The 18644-nt window shown below is 61.2% G+C and carries 20 protein-coding genes; 7 read left to right on the top strand and 13 right to left on the bottom strand.

The features are described 5' to 3' along the window. The first annotated feature begins 3 nt into the window (after positions 1 to 3). On the top strand, positions 4 to 420 hold the full coding sequence (locus tag ACMU_RS17340) for a hypothetical protein (RefSeq protein ID WP_161635704.1): 417 nt from the start codon (positions 4 to 6) through the stop codon (positions 418 to 420). Here ACMU_RS17340 and xseA read toward each other — a convergent pair. After that, positions 417 to 1904: an exodeoxyribonuclease VII large subunit gene (xseA, locus tag ACMU_RS17335; protein ID WP_035262221.1), complete on the bottom strand. Its 1488-nt coding sequence runs from the start codon at positions 1902 to 1904 to the stop codon at positions 417 to 419. The genes ACMU_RS17340 and xseA overlap by 4 nt on opposite strands. 71 nt (positions 1905 to 1975) lie before the next feature. On the opposite strand from xseA, the gene purD reads away from it, so the two are divergent. Then, positions 1976 to 3238, top strand: a complete 1263-nt coding sequence (gene purD, locus ACMU_RS17330) for a phosphoribosylamine--glycine ligase (protein ID WP_035262371.1) — start codon at positions 1976 to 1978, stop codon at positions 3236 to 3238. A gap of 74 nt (positions 3239 to 3312) precedes the next feature. On the opposite strand, the gene ACMU_RS17325 is transcribed toward purD, so the two are convergent. Both ACMU_RS17325 and ACMU_RS17320 read right to left on the bottom strand, forming a co-directional pair. Beyond that, entirely contained in the window at positions 3313 to 4002 is a 690-nt protein-coding gene (locus tag ACMU_RS17325; RefSeq protein ID WP_035262368.1) for an FG-GAP repeat domain-containing protein, read from the bottom strand. A gap of 185 nt (positions 4003 to 4187) precedes the next feature. Continuing rightward, the gene (locus tag ACMU_RS17320) at positions 4188 to 4511 is read right to left on the bottom strand and encodes a 2Fe-2S iron-sulfur cluster-binding protein (protein WP_035262356.1); all 324 of its coding nucleotides are present in this window, start codon (positions 4509 to 4511) and stop codon (positions 4188 to 4190) included. Between the two features lie 113 nt (positions 4512 to 4624). On the opposite strand from ACMU_RS17320, the gene ACMU_RS17315 reads away from it, so the two are divergent. Together ACMU_RS17315 and ACMU_RS17310 are read left to right on the top strand one after the other, a co-directional pair. Further along, positions 4625 to 4990 (top strand): OB-fold nucleic acid binding domain-containing protein, encoded by a 366-nt coding sequence (locus ACMU_RS17315; RefSeq protein WP_035262218.1) that lies wholly within the window; start codon positions 4625 to 4627, stop codon positions 4988 to 4990. A 126-nt stretch (positions 4991 to 5116) separates the two neighbouring features. Continuing rightward, the gene (locus tag ACMU_RS17310) at positions 5117 to 5581 is read left to right on the top strand and encodes a peptidoglycan-binding domain-containing protein (protein ID WP_236626295.1); all 465 of its coding nucleotides are present in this window, start codon (positions 5117 to 5119) and stop codon (positions 5579 to 5581) included. Between the two features lie 45 nt (positions 5582 to 5626). Here ACMU_RS17310 and ACMU_RS17305 read toward each other — a convergent pair whose 3' ends face one another. The 7 genes from ACMU_RS17305 to ACMU_RS17275 form a co-directional block, all read right to left on the bottom strand. Continuing rightward, complete coding sequence (locus tag ACMU_RS17305; RefSeq protein WP_051588425.1) at positions 5627 to 7090, bottom strand: Do family serine endopeptidase; 1464 nt, start codon at positions 7088 to 7090, stop codon at positions 5627 to 5629. A 152-nt stretch (positions 7091 to 7242) separates the two neighbouring features. After that, positions 7243 to 7437 (bottom strand): DUF2065 domain-containing protein, encoded by a 195-nt coding sequence (locus tag ACMU_RS17300; RefSeq protein WP_035262212.1) that lies wholly within the window; start codon positions 7435 to 7437, stop codon positions 7243 to 7245. Further along, positions 7434 to 8306 (bottom strand): protease modulator HflC, encoded by an 873-nt coding sequence (gene hflC / locus ACMU_RS17295; RefSeq protein WP_035262209.1) that lies wholly within the window; start codon positions 8304 to 8306, stop codon positions 7434 to 7436. The genes ACMU_RS17300 and hflC overlap by 4 nt, the downstream gene beginning before the upstream one ends. Beyond that, positions 8306 to 9445: an FtsH protease activity modulator HflK gene (gene hflK, locus ACMU_RS17290; RefSeq protein WP_035262207.1), complete on the bottom strand. Its 1140-nt coding sequence runs from the start codon at positions 9443 to 9445 to the stop codon at positions 8306 to 8308. Before hflK ends, hflC begins: the two co-directional genes overlap by 1 nt. Before the next feature lie 68 nt (positions 9446 to 9513). Next, entirely contained in the window at positions 9514 to 10872 is a 1359-nt protein-coding gene (gene gor / locus ACMU_RS17285; RefSeq protein WP_035262205.1) for a glutathione-disulfide reductase, read from the bottom strand. Between the two features lie 14 nt (positions 10873 to 10886). Then, positions 10887 to 11669, bottom strand: coding sequence for a ribose-5-phosphate isomerase RpiA (rpiA, locus tag ACMU_RS17280; protein WP_035262348.1), 783 nt, complete (start codon positions 11667 to 11669; stop codon positions 10887 to 10889). 89 nt (positions 11670 to 11758) lie between these two features. Continuing rightward, a complete protein-coding gene (locus ACMU_RS17275) occupies positions 11759 to 12349 on the bottom strand; it encodes a LysE family translocator (protein ID WP_035262344.1) in 591 nt (196 codons plus the stop codon). A 72-nt stretch (positions 12350 to 12421) separates the two neighbouring features. Between ACMU_RS17275 and ACMU_RS17270 the strand changes: the two genes are divergently transcribed. Further along, positions 12422 to 12874 carry an Lrp/AsnC family transcriptional regulator gene (locus ACMU_RS17270; protein ID WP_035262195.1) on the top strand — a complete coding sequence of 151 codons (453 nt, stop codon included), beginning with the start codon at positions 12422 to 12424 and terminating at the stop codon, positions 12872 to 12874. 39 nt (positions 12875 to 12913) lie between these two features. Then, entirely contained in the window at positions 12914 to 13819 is a 906-nt protein-coding gene (locus ACMU_RS17265; protein ID WP_035262193.1) for a DMT family transporter, read from the top strand. Here the strand turns inward: ACMU_RS17265 and ACMU_RS17260 are convergent. Then, positions 13755 to 14396, bottom strand: a complete 642-nt coding sequence (locus ACMU_RS17260; protein ID WP_236626294.1) for a thiamine diphosphokinase — start codon at positions 14394 to 14396, stop codon at positions 13755 to 13757. The two genes, ACMU_RS17265 and ACMU_RS17260, sit on opposite strands and share 65 nt — an antisense overlap. A 257-nt stretch (positions 14397 to 14653) precedes the next feature. Here ACMU_RS17260 and ACMU_RS17255 point away from each other — a divergent pair, with 257 nt between their 5' ends. After that, entirely contained in the window at positions 14654 to 16972 is a 2319-nt protein-coding gene (locus tag ACMU_RS17255; RefSeq protein ID WP_152544671.1) for a hypothetical protein, read from the top strand. A gap of 103 nt (positions 16973 to 17075) precedes the next feature. On the opposite strand, the gene ACMU_RS17250 is transcribed toward ACMU_RS17255, so the two are convergent. Together ACMU_RS17250 and ACMU_RS17245 are read right to left on the bottom strand one after the other, a co-directional pair. Beyond that, positions 17076 to 17324, bottom strand: coding sequence for a DUF2842 domain-containing protein (locus tag ACMU_RS17250; protein WP_035262181.1), 249 nt, complete (start codon positions 17322 to 17324; stop codon positions 17076 to 17078). Further along, a complete protein-coding gene (locus ACMU_RS17245) occupies positions 17324 to 18616 on the bottom strand; it encodes an adenylosuccinate synthase (protein ID WP_035262179.1) in 1293 nt (430 codons plus the stop codon). The genes ACMU_RS17250 and ACMU_RS17245 overlap by 1 nt, the downstream gene beginning before the upstream one ends. Between the last annotated feature and the right edge of the window lie 28 nt (positions 18617 to 18644).

Raw genomic sequence — 18644 nt, 5'->3', positions numbered from 1 at the left:
CCGATGAAACGCAAAGGGAACCCCATGCGCGCCGCGATCCTGACATTCCTGACGCTGGCCGGACCGGTCTTGGCGGAAACCCCGATGACCGCCCTGCAGTTCGACAGCTATTCCAACGGCAAGACGTTGTTTTACAGCTCGCAGGGCACCGCCTACGGGGCCGAACAATACCTGCCCGGCCGCCGCGTGATCTGGAGCTTTCTGGACGGCGAATGCCTGACCGGCGAGTGGTTCGAGCACAATGACCAGATCTGTTTCGTCTATGACGGCGAGGCAAACGGTCCGCAATGCTGGAGCTTTTTTGCCCGCGACAATGGCATCCTGGCGCAGTTCGAAAACGATCCCGACGCCACAACGCTGGTTGAGGTCAACCAAAGCCCCGAGCCGCTGTATTGCCCCGGCCCGCAGGTGGGCGTTTAGTCGAACAACGAGCCCTGGCTGGGTGGCTTCGGCTTCTTTGGCGCGCTGCGCGGGGCCGGGCGACCATCCAGCGGCAGCTTGCCATCCTTGAATTCGATCTCAAGCGCGCCGGCCTTCTGTGCGGCGGTTTTGGTTGTCACAACCTCTTCGCCCGCACGGACCACCGCAAAGCCGCGTTCCAGCGTTGCGTGATAGCCCAGCGATTGCCGCATGCGGTCGGTGGCGTCCAGCCGGTCGCGCAGGGTGGCGACCTGCGTGGTGCCGGCGCGCGACAGCCGGGCCGAGACCTGCGCCAGTGCCTCGCGCTGCCGGTCGATCTGCCGGGTCAGCGTGTCGGGTGACAGGCGCGTGGCGCGCTCAGCCAGCCGCGCGGCCGCATCGTTGATCCGCAACCGCAGCGCGCCCGGGCGCAGCGCGCCGGCCTGTTTTTCGAGCGCCACACGTTTCACGCTGGTCACCCCGCGCAGGGCCGGGGCCAGCCGCCCGCCGGCCCGGTCCAGCCGCACCTGCGCGTTTTCCAGCAGGCTTTCGGGCCGCGGCAAGGCCCGTGCCAGATCGCGCAGCTTTTCGCCCCGCCGCCCCAGCCCGCCGGTGGCCGCATGGGTCAAACGCGCCCCCTGATCCCCCACCCAGGCCAGCAGCTCGGCCCGCACCGGCACGGCCAGCTCGGCCGCCGCGGTGGGGGTGGGGGCGCGTTTGTCGGACACAAAGTCGATCAGCGTGGTATCAGTCTCGTGCCCCACCGCCGAGATCAACGGAATGTCCGAGGCCGCTACGGCGCGCGCCACAACCTCTTCGTTGAACCCCCACAGATCCTCGATACTGCCGCCCCCACGCGCCACGATCAGCAGATCAGGCCGCGGCAAAGCCCCGCCGGGGGTCAGCCGGTTGAACCCCTCGATGGCGCGCGCGACCTCGGGCGCGCAGGCCTGCCCCTGCACGGCCACGGGCCAGATCAGCACCTTGCGCGGAAACCGGTCGGCTAGACGATGCAGGATATCGCGGATCACCGCGCCCGAGGGTGAGGTGATGACGCCGATGATCTCGGGCAGATAGGGCAGCGGTTTCTTGCGTTCGGGCGCAAACAGCCCCTCGGCCGCCAGCGCCTTTTTGCGTTTCTCAAGCATCGCCATCAGCGCGCCTTCGCCCGCCACGGTGACCTCGTCGACATTCATGTTGTATTTCGACTGCGCGCCAAAGGCGGTCAGCTTGCCGGTGACGATGACCTCCATCCCTTCCTCGGGCACCACCGACAGACGCGCCACCTGCCCCTTCCACGTGGTGCAGGCCAGCACGTTGTTGTCGTCTTTCACGTCGTAATAGAGATGCCCCGAACGCGCCTTGAACACGCGCCCGACCTCGCCTCGCACGCGGATGCGGCCAAACGCGCCTTCGATGGTCTTTTTCACCGCGCCCGAGATCTCGGACACAGTGAACTCGGGGGCGTTGCCGCCGGGGGCGGGGTCGTCGATCAGGTCGGACATGGCTGCTCGCTTGTCATGGGCTTGGGTCCAGCTTAGAACGCGGTCCACCGAAGGTGAAGCAGGGACAGGCGATGAATATTCTAATTTTGGGCAGCGGCGGGCGCGAGCACAGCCTGGCCTGGGCGATCAAGCAGAACCCGAAATGTGACCGGCTGATCTGCGCCCCGGGCAATGCGGGCATGGCGGAAATCGCCGAATGCGCCCAGATCGACATCAATGACGGCGCCGCGGTGGCCACGTTTGCCGAGGAAAACGCCGTGAGCTTCGTGGTGATCGGCCCCGAGGCGCCTTTGGCCGCAGGCGTGGGTGACGCGCTGCGCGGGGCGGGCATTCCGGTCTTTGGGCCCTCGGCCGCAGCGGCGCGGCTGGAGGCCTCCAAAGCCTTCACCAAAGAGATCTGCGATGCCTGCGGTGCCCCCACCGCCGCCTATGCACGCTTTACCGAGGCCGCCCCGGCCAAGGCCTATATCCGCGCGCAAGGCGCGCCCATTGTGGTCAAGGCAGACGGTCTGGCCGCCGGTAAAGGCGTGATCGTGGCGATGGATGAGGCAACGGCGCTGGCGGCAATCGACGACATGTTCGGCGGCGAATTTGGCGATGCCGGCGCCGAGGTGGTGATCGAAGAGTTCATGGAAGGCGAAGAGGCGAGCTTCTTCATCCTGTGCGACGGTGAAAACGTGCTGCCGGTGGGCACTGCGCAGGACCACAAGCGGGTGGGCGAAGGCGATACGGGGCCGAATACTGGCGGCATGGGCGCGTATTCCCCGGCCCCGGTGATGACCGACGCGGTAACGCAAAGGGCGCTGGACGAGATCGTGAAACCCACCGTGGCCGAGATGGCGCGGCGTGGCACGCCGTATCAGGGCGTGCTTTATGCCGGGTTCATGATCAAGGACGGCCAGCCGCGTCTGGTGGAATACAACGTGCGGTTCGGCGACCCGGAATGCCAGGCGCTGATGATGCGGCTGGGCGCGCAGGTGCTGGATATCCTGCTGGCCTGCGCCAACGGGCAGCTGGACCAGGCGCAGGTGAATTGGGCCGACGATCACGCGATGACAGTGGTGATGGCGGCGAAGGGATATCCGGGCGGGTATGAAAAAGGCTCGGTGATCAGCGGGTTGGACGCCCTGCCCGAAGACAGCATGAACATGGTGTTCCACGCGGGCACCAAAGAGGTGGATGGCCAGATCACCGCCAATGGCGGGCGCGTGCTGAACGTCACCGCGCGGGGCGCATCGCTGCAAGAGGCCCGCGACCGGGCTTATGCCATGTGCGACGCGATCAACTGGCCCGATGGTTTCCTGCGGCGCGATATCGGCTGGCGCGCGCTGTAAGGTTTCGAACCGCTTGCGCGGTCCGACCAAGGCGGGGGCTCGGCCCCCGCACCCCCGGAGTGTTGCGCCCGGTCTTAAGGGCAGGCGAGCAGGTTCGCGACCTGTTCGGTGTTGCGAAATAGCCCAATCGGTGTCGCCTGAATCCGACCATCAAAGCGCACCGCCATCACCTCGCGCCAACGTGCATCCGCAACCAGCACCTCGGGCCCGTCACCGCAGTCACGAATGCCGCCGGTGATAAAATCCTCTCCGATCCGATGATTGGTCAGCCCCGGCATGTCAGCGACATGTTCAAGGCGTCCATCCCTGTAACGCCAAATGCGCAACAGCCTGGCCAGGTGGGGGCGGTCAATATAGGCGATCTCGACATGGCCGTCACCGTCCAGATCTGCAGCACCGATTGGCGCGAGCCAACGGAACCGTGTACCGATATGCGGCGTTGCAGCAAGCTGATTGCCGTGGATGTCATAAATCCTCAATTGCGCTCCAAGATTGGCGTCCGATACCACCGTAATTATCTCGGGCATTCCATCTTGATCGACGTCAGCAAACCGCGGCATCACGTCTTCGAAGACGGCCCCTAGCGGAAGGTGATCTCCCCTAGGACACGAGAACTTGTTATTATTGTCACCCTCTTGGGCCATGGTTATGTTCAGGGTCTTGCGATCGGTTAGCGGCCCGAGAATTCCATGGCCATACTCGTTCGTTTCGGCACTGTACCCTGCGTGCAGCGTGATCTTTGCGCCAAATGGCGCCCATTTCACATGCCGCCCTGCCACCCCGTTGACGTTTCGGAAGAATGTTTTGGTCGAACGCCCGGCATCCCCGAAAGGGCGGAAGTCTGGCGGGCACGCCGCCGCGAACCCCGGTGCCACGCATATCAACACCAGCAGCGCGCCGCGTAGGACCGTTTCCCAGAGGCGCTGGGGCAGACGCGGCGCTTGGGGCATCAGATCTGTTTTTCGGGCAGCTGCACGACAAGCCCGTCCAGATCGTCGGTTACCTTCAACTGGCAGGTCAGGCGTGAGCGGGCGGGGTCGGGTTGCCAGGCGAAATCCAGCATATCCTCTTCCATCGCTTCCTTGGCCGGCAGCTTCTCAACCCAATCCGGCACCACATAGGCGTGGCAGGTCGAGCAGGCACAAGCGCCGCCGCAATCGGCCTCGATGCCGGGGATGTTGTTGTCGCGCGCGCCTTCCATCACGGTCAGCCCATTGGCGACGTCCACAACATGTTCGCGCCCGTTATGTTCGATATAGGTGATCTTGGCCATCATGCCCTCAGAAGTTCCTGGTCATTCCCTGCTCAAATACGGCAAAAGCCACACGGTTTCCAGCGCACCGGTGATCACTTGTTTTTCCCACCGTTTGTTCTATTTTTGTTCTCATGACAGAGCCCAGCACCCCCCCGCCGGATCCCTGGCCGCTGCCGCCGGCCTGCATCCCGCATAACCGGCTGGTTGACCCGCCGGCGGGTGCGAGGGTTTGCGTGGCGGGGCTGGTGCTGGTGCGCCAACGGCCCGGTACCGCCAAGGGGGTGATCTTTGTCACGCTGGAGGACGAAACCGGCGTCTGTAACGTGGTGGTCTGGGCCAAGACCTATGAAAAGTTTCGTCGGGCCGTCATTGCCGGGCGCCTGTTGCGCGTCACCGGTCGCATTCAGCGCGAGGCGGGCGTGGTGCATGTTGTGGCCGAGCGGATCGAGGATATCTCGTACATGCTGGACAGCCTGCTTGAACCGACCGCCGGCTAAACCTTTCGCCGAAGGCGCGAAACGGGTATAAGGGCGCAAACCGGGGCAAACCCCACGAGCAGTATGTTTAAAGCGATTGTCGCAATTTCCGCTGGCCTGATATTGGCCGGATGTCAGCCGGGTACCGTGCCCGGGCTTGTTGCGCGTGCCGATGCAACTGCCCCCTACACCCCCGCCGCTGCGCCGCCCGGCGCCGCGCCGGGCAGCTGCTGGGGATCAGACAGCAGCCCCGCCGTGGTGGAAACGGTCACGCAGCAGGTGCTTTTGCAACCCGCGCAGGTTTCGGCCGATGGCACCGTGCTGGCACCTGCTTACTACAAGACCGAAACCCAGCAGCGGATCGTCAAAGAGCGGCAAGAGTTGTTGTTCGAGACCCCCTGTCTGAATGTCCTGACGCCCGAGTTCATCGCCAGTCTGCAAAGGGCCCTGAACGCACGCGGGCAGTATGCAGGATCAGATCACGGGCGACTGGACACCGACACACGCCGCGCCATTCGTGCCTTTCAGGCCCCGCAAGGGTTGGACAGTTCGATCCTGTCGATCGCGGCGGCGCGGCGGCTGGGCCTGATTGCGTATCCTCGATCGGAATAAAAAAGGGCGCCATAAAGCGCCCTTTTCACTGACGGGATCAACTGGTCAGTCACCAAGACCCAGCGCAACAAAGCGCGGATCGCCCTGACGACGGATCAACAGCAACAGCGATTTGCGGCCCGCCTCGGTCGCTTCATCGATACGAGCCTGGAAATCGGCCACGCCGGTCACTTTCTGCTGGCCGGCCTCGGTGATCACATCCCCCGCGCGCAGGCCTTTCTCGTAGGCTTCGCTGCCCTCTTCGATCAACGTGATCACCAGACCTTCGGTATCGGCGTCGATCTCCAGCTGCCCGCGCAACTCGTCGTTCAGCGTGGTGACGGTCATGCCCAAGATCTCTTGCTCTTCGGGCTCGGTCGCGGGCGGTTCGGCCGCGGCGGGAACGGCGGTTTCGGCAGTCTCACGGCGGCCCAGCGTCACTTTCAACGTCTGGGTTTTGCCGTCGCGGAACACCACAACGCGCACCGTTTTGCCCACCGGCGAGTTTCCGACAACTTTGACCAGACCGCGGGTATCTTCGACTTCGACACCGTCGAAGGTTACGATCACGTCACCGGACTCCATGCCGGCGTCTTTGGCCGGACCATCCGGCACATCAGTAACCAACGCGCCTGCAGCGTTTTCCAGGCCAATTGCCTCGGCGACATCCGGCGAAACGTCCTGAATGCGCACGCCCAGCCAACCGCGACGGGTTTCGCCGAACTCTTTCAACTGTGCCACAACATTGGTGACCACTTTCGAGGCCATCGAGAAACCGATACCGATCGAGCCGCCATTGGGGCTGAGGATCGCGGTGTTCACGCCGATTACTTCACCATCGGTGTTGAACAACGGCCCCCCCGAGTTGCCGCGGTTGATCGCTGCATCGGTCTGAATGAAATCATCAAAACTGCCAGACAACGCGCGGTTACGGGCCGATACGATGCCGGCAGAGACCGAGAAGCCCTGACCCAGCGGGTTGCCTACGGCCATCACCCAGTCGCCAACACGCATCTGGTCACTGTCCCCAAAGGGTACAAACGGCAAAGGTTCGTCGCTTTCGACCTTCAGCAAGGCGATGTCGGTGTTGGGGTCGGTACCAACCACGGTGGCCTGTAACAGCTTGCCCGAGAAGAACTCGATCTCGATCTCGTCAGCCTTTTCGATCACGTGGTTATTGGTGACGATGAACCCGTCCTCGGAGATCACAAAACCCGAGCCCAGTGCCTGACCGCGGCGCTGCCGCTGGGGGCCTTCGGGATCCATAAAGTCGCGAAAGAAGTCCTCGAAAGGTGACCCTTCCGGCAGTTGCGGCCCGGGGCCGGTCGATGCGGCGACTGTTGTGGACGTGGTAATGTTCACCACGGCGGGGCTGACCTGTTCAGCCAGATCGGCAAAGCTTTCGGGCATGCGTGCTTGCGCAGCGACGGCCTGCAACAACAGCAAAGCGAGGCCAGCGAACAGCGCCAGCACGGCGCGCGCACCAACATCACGCGTGGAATTCGTTTGGGATAGGGCCAAAACGGTCACTCAAACCTCCTTGGGGTTTAGAATATGGGCCGGTCATGGGGCGCCGGCTTTCTGCCTCATACTCTTCAGATAGTTGCAGAAATGCACATATCAAAGCAATTAACGCACACTCACTTAGACGTGATTTTATGAATTGAATGGCCGATTTCCGCCTAAGCGCCCAAACTGCGCGCCACCCAGACAAGCAATACGCCCAACGCTATCGCCCCCAAACCCAGAAAGCGGCGTGTCTCGGGCGACACGCGGCGCATCGCCTCGAGGATATCCTCGATGCGCAGAGGGGCCAGTGCGAACACCAGCCCCTCGACAACCAACACCAGCCCTATGGCCAGCAGGATCCAGCTCATTCGCCCAGACGGTCCGACTTGAGATAGTCGAAAAACTCGCTGTCGGGCGTAATCACCAGAGTAGAGTTCGCGCCGTTCAGCGCCTTCTCGTAGGCCGACAGCGACCGGTAGAAGGCAAAGAACTCGGGATCACGGCCAAAGGCCTCGGCAAAGATCGCGTTCCGGCGGGCGTCGGCCTCACCGCGGATGATGTCTGCATCCTTCTGCGCCTCTGACGTGGTCTCTACTGCCGTTCGGTCAGCCTGTGCCCGCACCCGTTGTGCAGCCTCGTTACCGCGAGCAATCTCGTCCGCGGCTTCACGCTGGCGTTCAGCCCGCATACGCTCGAACGTGGCGTTCAGGTTTTGTGTCGGCAGATCGGCGCGCTTGATCCGTACGTCGACCACCTCGATCCCCAGGCTTGCCGCTTCGGCGCGCGAACGGTCGCGAATCTGGTTCATCAGGCTGACACGGTCCGACGACAGGATCGCACCGGAATCCACGCGGCCCAGCACCTCGCGCACACCGGCGTTCAGAATACGCTCCAACCGGCGTGCACCGGCGGCCTCGCCCCCGGTACCAACCGCGCGGCGGAAGGTGACCGGATCCTGAATGCGCCAACGGGCGAACGCGTCGACAACAAGACGGCGGTCATCGCTGGGCGTGATTTCCTGGGGCGCGCTGTCCAGTGGCAGAATGCGATCATCGTAGAAGACAATCTCGTGTAGGAAGGGGATTTTGAAGTTCAGGCCCGGTTCTTCAATTACGGCCGAAACCTCACCGAACCACAGTCGCAGCGCCTTTTGGCGTTCATCCACGATGTAAACCGACGAGAACAGAAGCGCGACGGCGACGACAACGACACCAAAGAGAATGTTCAAACGTGACATCAGTTTGACCCCCGCGAGCGATTGAGTTCATTCAGAGGCAGGTAAGGTACAACCCCCTGCCCGCCTTCGGCTTGCTCGTCGATGATGATCTTGTCCACATCGCTCAGCACACGTTCCAGCGTTTCAAGGTACAGACGTTTCCGCGTGACCTCTTGCGCCTTGGCGTATTCTTCGTAGACGGCCACAAATCGGCTGGCTTCACCTTCGGCTTCGTTCACGACCTGCGCGCGGTAACCCTCGGCTTGTTCCAGCATCTGTGCGGCGGCACCGCGTGCCTCGGCAACGACCTGGTTGGCATAGGCGTCGGCCTGCTTTTCCAGCGTGTCGCGGGTTTGTTCGGCGGCCTGCACCTCGCGGAAGGCATCGATCACTTCGCGCGGCGGGTCGGCCTTTTCGAAGTTGACCCGCACGATGTTCACCCCGGCCTCGTAACTATCCAGCGTTGCCTGGATCAGTTCCTGCAGCTCGGCCGCAATGGCCCCGCGATCACGGTTCAGGATCGGCGCCAGGTTGGAACGACCGATGATCTCACGCATGGCCGATTCCGATACGGCGCGGATGGTGTTTTCGGGATCAGCGAGATTGAACAGGAACCATTCCAGATTGTTGATGTTCCACACCACCTGGAAATCGATGTCCACGATATTCTCATCGCCCGTCAGCATCAGGCCAGCATCCGACGTGCTGCTGGTGCCGGTGCCAATATCCAGTGTGCTTTCACGGGTCACTGCACGTTTTTCAACCGTGACAACCGGCCAGGGCGCAAAGTTCAGACCCTCGTTTCCGGTTTGAACGTAATCGCCGAACAAAAGCTCGACCGATTGTTCAGACGTGTCCACGCGATAGAAAGACAATACCAGCCAAACCACGGCCAGAACAGCAATCACCAAAGCGATGCCACCGCGTCCAACGCTGGGCCCCGAAGGACCGCCGGACCGCCCACCGCCATTGTTGCCGCCACGACCGCCCATAAGGACACGCAGCTGTTCCTGACCGCGCTTCATCAGCTCGTCAATCTCAGGGATCGGGGGTTGGTCACCGCCGTTCTGGGGGCGCTGCGGACGCCGGTCGCGGTCATCTCCGCCACCGCGGTTTCCGCCGCCTCCTCCGCCCCAAGGGCCGCCGTTGTTACCAGACATGCAGGGTCTAACCTCTTTTGTTGTTTGAATGCCTCACCCCATCATAACTGGAGGGTGAGGCCCGAAAATCAAGTTGAGCGCGTCGGCGCCTTCATTGTCACCAACTCTTCCGCCATTGTGGGGTGAACTGCAACCGTTCGGTCGAAATCAGCCTTGGTTGCGCCCATTTTCACCGCGATACCGGCCAATTGTATCATCTCACCGGCGTGATCGGCCACGATATGGCAGCCAAGCACCTTCTGGCTGGCCTGATCAACGACCAATTTCATCAGTACCTTGTCCTGCCGGCCGGCAAAAAGCGTCTGCATGCCGCGGAAGGTGGCGACATAGACGTCGATGGGGCCTTGGGCGGCGGCTTCTTCCTCGGTAAGGCCGACAGTGCCCAGCTCGGGCTGGGTAAAGACGGCGCTGGGGACAAGTTCGTGGTCGGGCTTGGTCGGGTTGCCTTTGAACACGGTCTCGACAAACGCGGCACCTTCGCGGATGGCCACGGGCGTAAGGTTGATGCGATCGGTCACATCCCCCACCGCAAAGATCGACGGCACCTTGGTTTGCGAGAAGTCGTCCACCACGATCTCGCCCTTGCGGCCAACTTCGACGCCGGCCTCTTCCAGGCCCATGTTGCCGGTGTTAGGCACGCGACCCGTGGCGTACATAACCTGGTCGACAACCATTTCGCTGCCGTCATTGGCGGTGACCTTGATGCCGCCGTCTACCTTTTCAAGGCTGGCCACATCGGTGTTTACCCGCAGGTCCACTCCGTTTTCCACCATCTGGGCGGCGACATGGCTGCGCGCCTCGTCATCGAAGCCACGCAGAACCTGCGGGCCGCGATAAAACTGCGTGGCCTGCACGCCAAGGCCATTCATGATGCAGGCAAACTCGCAGGCAATGAAGCCACCGCCCACGATCAGGATCGACTTGGGCAGTTCGTCCAGCAGGAACACCTCGTTCGAGGTGATGGCCAGCTCGGCCCCCGGCACGTCCGGGGTGAAGGGGCGGCCGCCGGTGGCGATCAGGATGTGTTTTGCCGTGAACTCCTCGCCGGTGCTCAGCGATACGGTATGCGCGTCTTTCAGCGTGGCGCGGGCGTCAAACGCCTCGACACCGGCATTGCGCAGCGTGTTGCGATAGGCGTTTTCCAGCCGGTTCAGCTCTGTATCCAGCTGCGGGCGGAACTTGGACCAGCTGAAGTCACCCGCCGTTACGTCCCAGCCATAAGAAGCCGCGTCTTCCATCATGCCCGAATAGCTGGAGGCAAACACCATCAGTTTTTTGGGCACACAACCCCGGATCACGCAGGTGCCGCCCATGCGGTATTCCTCGGCCAGGCCCACCTTGGCCCCGGTCTCGCCCGAGGCCAGACGCGCCGCGCGCACCCCGCCGGAACCACCGCCGATTACAAACAGGTCATAGTCAAAGCTCATCGCCGCACGCCTTTTCAAAAGTCCGAGAACAAGTTTTCGCTCTCGAGAAAGTCAATCTTGTCTTCTTCCAGCGTGCCTGCGTTGATGTCCCGCACCTCGACCCGCCCATCGCCGTGGCCAACCACGACGATGTCGCAGATATCAATGAACAGCCCGTTTTCAACCACGCCCGGGATCTGGTTCAGGACCAGCGCAGTCTGGCGCGCATTGCCGATGCGGGTAAGATGCAGGTCGATGATATAGTTGCCCTCATCTGTGACAAAGGGCGCGTCCCCGTTCATACGCAAAGTGCTGTCCGAGCCCAGAACATCAAGATTTATAAGGGTTTCTTCCAGCAGCGCCTTCGAGGTTTGCCAACCGAACGGGATCACCTCAACCGGCAGTGGAAAGGCACCCAACTGCGCCACTTCCTTGGCGCTGTCGGCGATCACGATCATCTGATCGGACGCGGTTGCGACAATTTTCTCCTGCAACAACGCGCCGCCGCCACCCTTGATCAGGTTCAGGTCGCTATCGAACTCGTCCGCGCCATCGATGGTCAGGTCCAGCCACTTGGCCTCGTCCAGAGAAATCACCTCGATCCCGACATCAGCGGCCAGTTCCGCGGTGCGGTTCGACGTGGGCACACCTTTGATCTGCAACCCTTCTTCGCGCACCAGTTCGCCCAGACAGCGCACCATCCACGCCGCGGTTGACCCAGTGCCAAGCCCCACGCGCATGCCATCCTCGACAAAATCAACCGCGCGTTTGGCGGCCACGAACTTGGCCTTGTCAATCGGGGAAAGCTCGCCGCTCATTCGGACCTCCTTGATGCCGTCGCGCACCTTATAAGGCAGGTCGCCGCCCCCTGCGAGCCGGAAATCGCGAATTGGCGTCCTGGCAGGGACTAAAGCTGCAAAACAGGGTACAGCGACGCGACAAGAAGCACCGCCATTGTGATATTGAAGGCGCGCAATCGACTGCGATTGGTCAGAAACCGGCGGATCTGCTGACCCAGCACGGTCCAGCTGCTGACACAGGGGAAGTTGACCAGCCCAAATACCACGGCCACAGCCACCACGCCCCAAATCCCACCGGAGGCATAAACCGTCACCGCCGTCAGCGCCATTGCCCAGGCCTTGGGGTTCACCCATTGAAACAGCGCCGCCTGAACAAAGGTGATCGGCGTGCCCTCAGCCGTGCGGGCCTCGGGCGGGGCGGCATTGGCGATCTTCCAAGCCAGCCACAGCATATAAATCACCGACACCACCTGTAGGCCGGTTTTGGCAATCGGATAGGTGTCGAACACCCCTGCCAGCCCCACGCCTACCAGCAGAACCATCACCGTGAATCCGATACCGATGCCCAGCATATGCGGTATGCTGCGGCGAAACCCGAAATTCGCCCCCGAGGCCATCAGCATCAGGTTATTGGGCCCCGGCGTGATCGAGGTGACAAAGGCAAAACCCATAAGGGCAATCAAATTCTCGTGGCTCATACGGCGCAGATTATCGATTCCGCGCGCCATAGGATTGCAAACAGGTGGCTTCTGGGCCTAATCTTGCAATTAATGGTCAAGATTGACGACATTAACCGCCGAATATTGCGTGAACTCACCCATGACGGACGGATCAGCAATTTGGAGCTGGCCGATCGCGTCGGCCTTTCGCCAAGCGCGTGCTTGCGACGCGTGCAGGAGTTAGAACGGAGCGGGGTGATCACCGGGTATCGCGCCGTGTTGGACCCTGCAGCCATGGGGGTTGGCTTTAAGGCCTATATCACGGTTGGGCTGAACAACCACTCGAAGGAATCGCAGCGCGCCTTCGAGCGGGCCGTTGCCCACACGCCCGAAGTGCGAGAGTGCCACAACGTAACCGGCACCATCGAATACCTGCTGCGTATCGAAGTGGCGGACCTGACCGCGTACAAGAAGTTTCACACAGATATGCTGGGTACATTGCCGCAAGTGGCATCGCTGACCTCGTTCATCGTAATGGAATCGCCAAAGGACGAACGCGCCTGACGATTGCCGGGCCCGGGCTTTGTCGATAAGCCTTGGGCCATGCAGGCAGATCGGCCGTTCATCGGCATCCTCTTTATGTTGGCATTTTGTATGCTTGCCCCCTTGGGCGACGCGCTTGCCAAATGGCTGAGCGTAACGGTTCCGGTCGCCATACTGCTGGTGGTCCGGTTCGGCGCGCAGGTGCTGTTCCTGCTGCCATTGGTCTGGCTAAATGGGTACACGCTGCGACTGTCACGGCGGCACTTGGGATTGCTGGCACTGCGCGCATTGCTGCATATTGGCGGGCTGGGATGCATGTTTCTGGCACTGCGTCAGATGCCTTTGGCCGATGCCATCGCGATCGCCTTTGTCATGCCATTTATCATGCTGCTTCTGGGCCACTTCGTGTTGCACGAAACCGTCGGAGTTCATCGGTTTGCTGCGTGCGCTGTAGGATTCTTGGGCACGTTGATGGTCATCCAACCCAGCTTTGCAAAGCTTGGCGCCGTGGCTTTGTTGCCCTTGGCCGTGGCCGTGTTCTTTTCGCTCTTCATGCTGGTCACGCGACAAATGGCCAAGGATATGCACGCCATCGTCATGCAGACGATCAGCGGAGGATTCGCCACGGTCCTTTTGTTACCGCTGCTGCTTCTTCCGCCAGAGGTCGCATACGCGTTGCCCGATCTGCGCTTTGACTTGTTGCTTTTGCTTGGGGCAATCGGGACACTCGCCCATTTGTTCATGACGTGGTCGTTGCGATTTGCACCTTCGGCTACGTTGGCCCCGATGCAATACATCGAGATTCCCATTACCACGGTGGTCGGGCTGATCGTGTTCAGCGAGTTCCCTAACGGTCTGGCCTTGGCCGGCATCTGCGTAACCATGGCCGCCGGGCTTTATATCATCCTGCGCGAACGCCGCGCATCCCGTTCAGCGCCGCCTGAGCCTGATCACGTGGCAGAATGACAACCATCTTGCGATCCGAAAACGTCAACTGCACGGTTTCTTCGGTCGTTTGGTTTGACGTGCCGATCCGGCCGTCAGGCGCAAAACAAATATCGTCCAAAGGATATGCCAGCCCTTGCGCGTGCCCGGAAACGGCTCCCATTGGGTAAAGCGACAGGCGCGTCGCAATTGGCAATGTCAGCGTCATTTGTAGCGGCGCCAGAAAGGCAACGTCGTGCGAACCGATCAGCAGGCAGGAAACCTCGGGGTGCGCGACAAGGGTGCTGAGCGCGGCAAGTTGATGATCCAACCGAAACCCGAGAAACCCCAACCCAATGACAAGCGGCGCATCGATCGATCGCAGGCATTTGTCAAAATCTGTGCTGTCTTGCTCGGCAATATGGTGCACCTGATCGGACGGCAAAGAGGCCAAGTTGTCCGGGTCTATGGAATCAAGATCGCCGATAACCGCGTGCGGTTGGACATTTACAATTCTGGCAAAATTGGCGCCCCCGTCTGCCGCAACAACCACCGGAGCCTGTCCAAAAGACCAATCAAAGTCAGATTTCGACACTTCGCCGCCGCCGATTAGGGTCACATTTTCAGCTGTTTTTATGATTTTCGGCTGCATTTTGCCTGTTTGTCCCGATTTCGCTAAAAATCACATTATGGCCACGTTTCGTGCAACCTATTATCCCAGTTCAGTTCCATGGTTGGAAACAGCTTGTGGCAGATTTCTGCTACAATCGGTCTGAGAAAGCGAGCGTACATATGGTTGGTGCCAGTAAAATCCTTACCGTTTCCTATGGAACCTTCTCCTGCACGTTGGAGGGGTTTGACGATTCGTTCGACACGATGAAAGCCATCGCGGAGTACTTCCGCGACCTGGCTGCAGACGATCGTTACTTTGGTGCCGAGCCACCGACCCCTGACGCCGAAATGTTGCAGCGGATCGCCCAGCGCGAGATCAAGAAGCAGGTCGAGGCGCGTGTAGGTGATACAGGCATTGTGCTGCGCGCCGCAGACGAGACCGAAGACGAACAGATCGACAATGCCCTAGCTGAGGCACCCGCGCCCGAGATCCAGGCGAAATCCCCGATCGAAGAACCCGCGCCTGAACCGGTCGCAGAGAACGAACCGATTACGTCCATCGCGACGCCGGCCGAACCTGAAGATATTCAAGACGACAACGCCGCCAACGGCGATAATCTGGGATCGGTTGCAGCGCGCCTGGCACGCATCCGCGCCGTTGTCGACAGCGACACTGCCGAAGAGGCCGAGATCATTGCCGACAATGACGACGAGGCCTTGGTTGAGGATATTTCCGACGACCTGACATTCGCGACGGATGAGGTTGCCGAAGTCTCGGATGAAGCGGATGAACTGGACGCTGAAGAGCTTGTAGAAATCGAGGCACCAGCGCTCGAGACCGAAGTTGAAGAAGTCGCGGTTGAAGAAGAGCCTGCCGTTGAAGACGTTGCAGAAGCAGATCAGGCCGAAGACAGCTTTGAGACCAGTGCGGACATCGCGGAGATATCATCCGAGGATGACGACGCCGAGGTTGCGATTGCAAAAGCCGAGACTGTGGCACCTGAAGCCGAAGGCGAAGAAACGCAAGCTGCAGATCAGGAAGAAGTTTTCGTGGCCGAGCTGCAGGATGACCCTGCCCCCGAGGCCGAAGAAGACTTTGAAGACGACGACGCGCTGGACGCAGCGACAATCGGTGCTGTTCTGTCTGCCGCCAAGTCTGTAGACGCCGACGACTGGGACAACGACGACATCGAAGAATCGACCGACGCTGCGCCTGAACTGAGCGCTGATATGTCGGATTTGGTTGAAGACGATGTCGAGGACGCGTTCGAGAATGACGAACCCGTCGATCTGGAACCAGCTGCCATCGAAGCCGAAGAAGAGTCAGTGGAGGTAGAAACTGCCGCCGAAGACGACGCAACGGACGATTCTTTCGACGACAAAGCCGAAGCTGAGGCTGAGCCGGAACCTGAACCTGCGGATGCAGAGGAACCTGAGGCCACGGAAGAAGAACCGGCGCCTTTGACTCTGACCGCTTCTGACGAAGTGGCCCAAGACGACGTATCCGAGGACGTCGCCGAGGAAGAAGAATCCCAGAGTGTCGAGGAAGAGGCACCCGTTGTTTCCGACAAAACGCGTGCCGCTCTGGAACGTGCCCGTGCGCGGGTCCTGAAGGTTAAAAAAGTTGACCTTGCCCAAGTGGCAGAGCCCGTGGCGGAGCCCGTCGAAGAGCCCAAATCGGAAGAGCCTCAGCCCGAGGCAAAGCCCCGTGCCGTGGTTCGCCCGCGTCGAGTAACGCGCGTTGCCGCAGAAGAGCCTCAACCGGAACCGCCCCAACCGCCTCAGGACGACGCCAAGTCCCTTCTGTCTGCTGAAGACGAAGCCGACCTGATGGCCGAACTGGAAGCGCTGCGAGACGAACCCGTTGACGCGCAGGATGCCCCCCCTTTGGGTATGCCGTCCGGTGATCAACTGAAAGAAGCTGCGGAACAGCCGGAAGAATCTGTGTCGCGCCTCGTCGACGAAGTGAACACGATGATGGACGGCCCCGAGCACCGCCGCCGCCGCTCGGCCATCGCGCATCTGAAAGCCGCGGTCGCGGCAACCGTTGCTGAACGCTCGTTCCGCCGTGGCAAGTCTGCTGACGAGGAAGCGGCCGAAGAAGAACAACCCTATCGCGACGATCTGGAAGCTGTGGTGCAGCCCAAGCCGTCGCAAACAACCGAATCCGACGGGATGCCCCCGCTGATGCTGGTGTCAGAACAACGCATAGATACGCCCGCGTCTGAACCGCAGCCGGTAAAGGTGGCCCACGGGAACCTGGCAGTTGCCGATGACCCCGAAGAGGACACCGAAAACCTGTTCGAAGAGTCCGAATCATTCGAGCAGTTTGCCGCACGTGTTGGCGCGCGCGAGCTGCCAGACCTGTTAGAGGCCGCCGCCGCTTATATGTTGGTGGTCGAGGACGAGCCGTTCTTTACCCGCCCCAAGGTGATCCGCGCCGCATCGCGTATCATCGGGAAAGACAACTTTGAACGCGAGGACGGCCTGCGTGCATTTGGAACGCTGCTGCGCGAGGGACCGTTCGAACGCGTCCAACGTGGTCAGTTCACGCTTTCTAAAGCATCGCGCTTTATGCACTAATCCGAGGATTGTGCCTGACCGAGGCAAGCTCAATTCTCGGGTAACGAGTGTTGGGCGACAGGCCCGGTCGGCTTGTCGCCTTTTTTAGATACTTTTCAGATGCTTAACCTTGGTCCGGGGGTAAAGGCGCATCGGGATCCGCCTTACCCACGCCAAGGAAGACACTGCGCAGCGGCAACATCCACAGGAACCCCAAGACAACAAAAATCAACAGTTCCACAAGAAAATTTAGGCCATCAAAACGTTCGCGCAACCAGTCGGTCAGCGTGACGGCCAGCACGATATAGACGGGCAGCCCAATCAGCAGAACGACCAGCGCCCACCGGCGGCGTGCCTTGTAGCTGAGCGCCATCAGTCGGCAAACGGGTCGGTCACCAGGATGGTGTCGTCCCTCTCCGGGCTGGTGGACAACAACGCCACCGGGCAATCGATCAGTTCTTCCACGCGGCGAACGTATTTGATCGCGGCGGCCGGCAAGTCGGCCCAACTGCGCGCGCCTTCGGTGCTTTCTGACCAGCCGGGCATGGTTTCATAAATCGGGGTACAGCGCGCCTGATGGTCGGCGGCGGTGGGCAGGTAATCGATGCGCTGGCCGTCCAACTCGTACCCCACACAGATCTTCAACTCGTCAAACCCGTCCAGCACGTCCAGCTTGGTCAGCGAGATGCCGTTTACGCCCGAGGTCGCGCAGGTCTGGCGCACCAGAACCGCGTCGAACCAACCACAGCGGCGCTTGCGCCCGGTGGTGGTGCCAAACTCGTGGCCCCGCTCGCCCAGCCGCTGGCCGTCGTCATCGTCCAGCTCGGTCGGGAACGGGCCTTCGCCCACCCGCGTGGTATAGGCCTTGACGATGCCCAGCACAAAATCGATCGAGCCCGGCCCGATGCCAACCCCCGTGGCCGCCTGCCCGGCGATCACATTGGACGAGGTCACAAACGGGTAGGTGCCGAAATCAATGTCCAGCAACGCGCCCTGCGCGCCTTCGAACAGGATGCGTTTGCCGGCCTTGCGTTTCTCGTTCATCACCTTCCAGACAGGTGCGGCAAATTCCAGAATCTGCGGCGCGATCTCGCGCAGTTTGGCCACCAGCGCGTCACGATCCACGGGTTCCAGCCCCAGACCAGCGCGCAACGCGTTGTGGTGCACCAATGCGCGATCGACCCGAAGTTGCAGCGTAGCCTCGTCCGCCAAATCCGCCACGCGGACCGACCGGCGGCCAACCTTGTCCTCGTATGCCGGGCCAATGCCGCGGCCGGTGGTGCCGATCTTAGCCACCGAATTCTGGTTTTCGCGCGCCCGGTCCAGCTCGCCATGAATAGGCAGGATCAGCGGCGTGTTCTCGGCAATCATCAGCGTTTCGGGCGAGATCTCGACACCTTGCCCGCGAACGGTGGCGATCTCGTCCATCAGGTGCCAGGGGTCCAGCACCACGCCATTGCCGATCACGCTGAGCTTGCCGCCGCGCACCACGCCCGAAGGCAGCGCGTGCAGCTTGTAAACCTTGCCGTCGATCACCAGAGTATGGCCCGCATTGTGCCCGCCCTGGAACCGGGCGATAACATCGGCCCGTTCCGACAGCCAGTCCACGATCTTGCCTTTACCTTCGTCACCCCATTGGGCGCCGACCACGACGACATTGGCCATTGCTGTTCCTTAGCATTTGGAAAACCCG

This window comes from Actibacterium mucosum KCTC 23349 (assembly GCF_000647975.1).
Taxonomy (GTDB): domain Bacteria; phylum Pseudomonadota; class Alphaproteobacteria; order Rhodobacterales; family Rhodobacteraceae; genus Actibacterium; species Actibacterium mucosum.
Note: the sequence above shows the minus strand (reverse complement) of the source record. Positions and strands in the feature narration are given on the sequence as shown.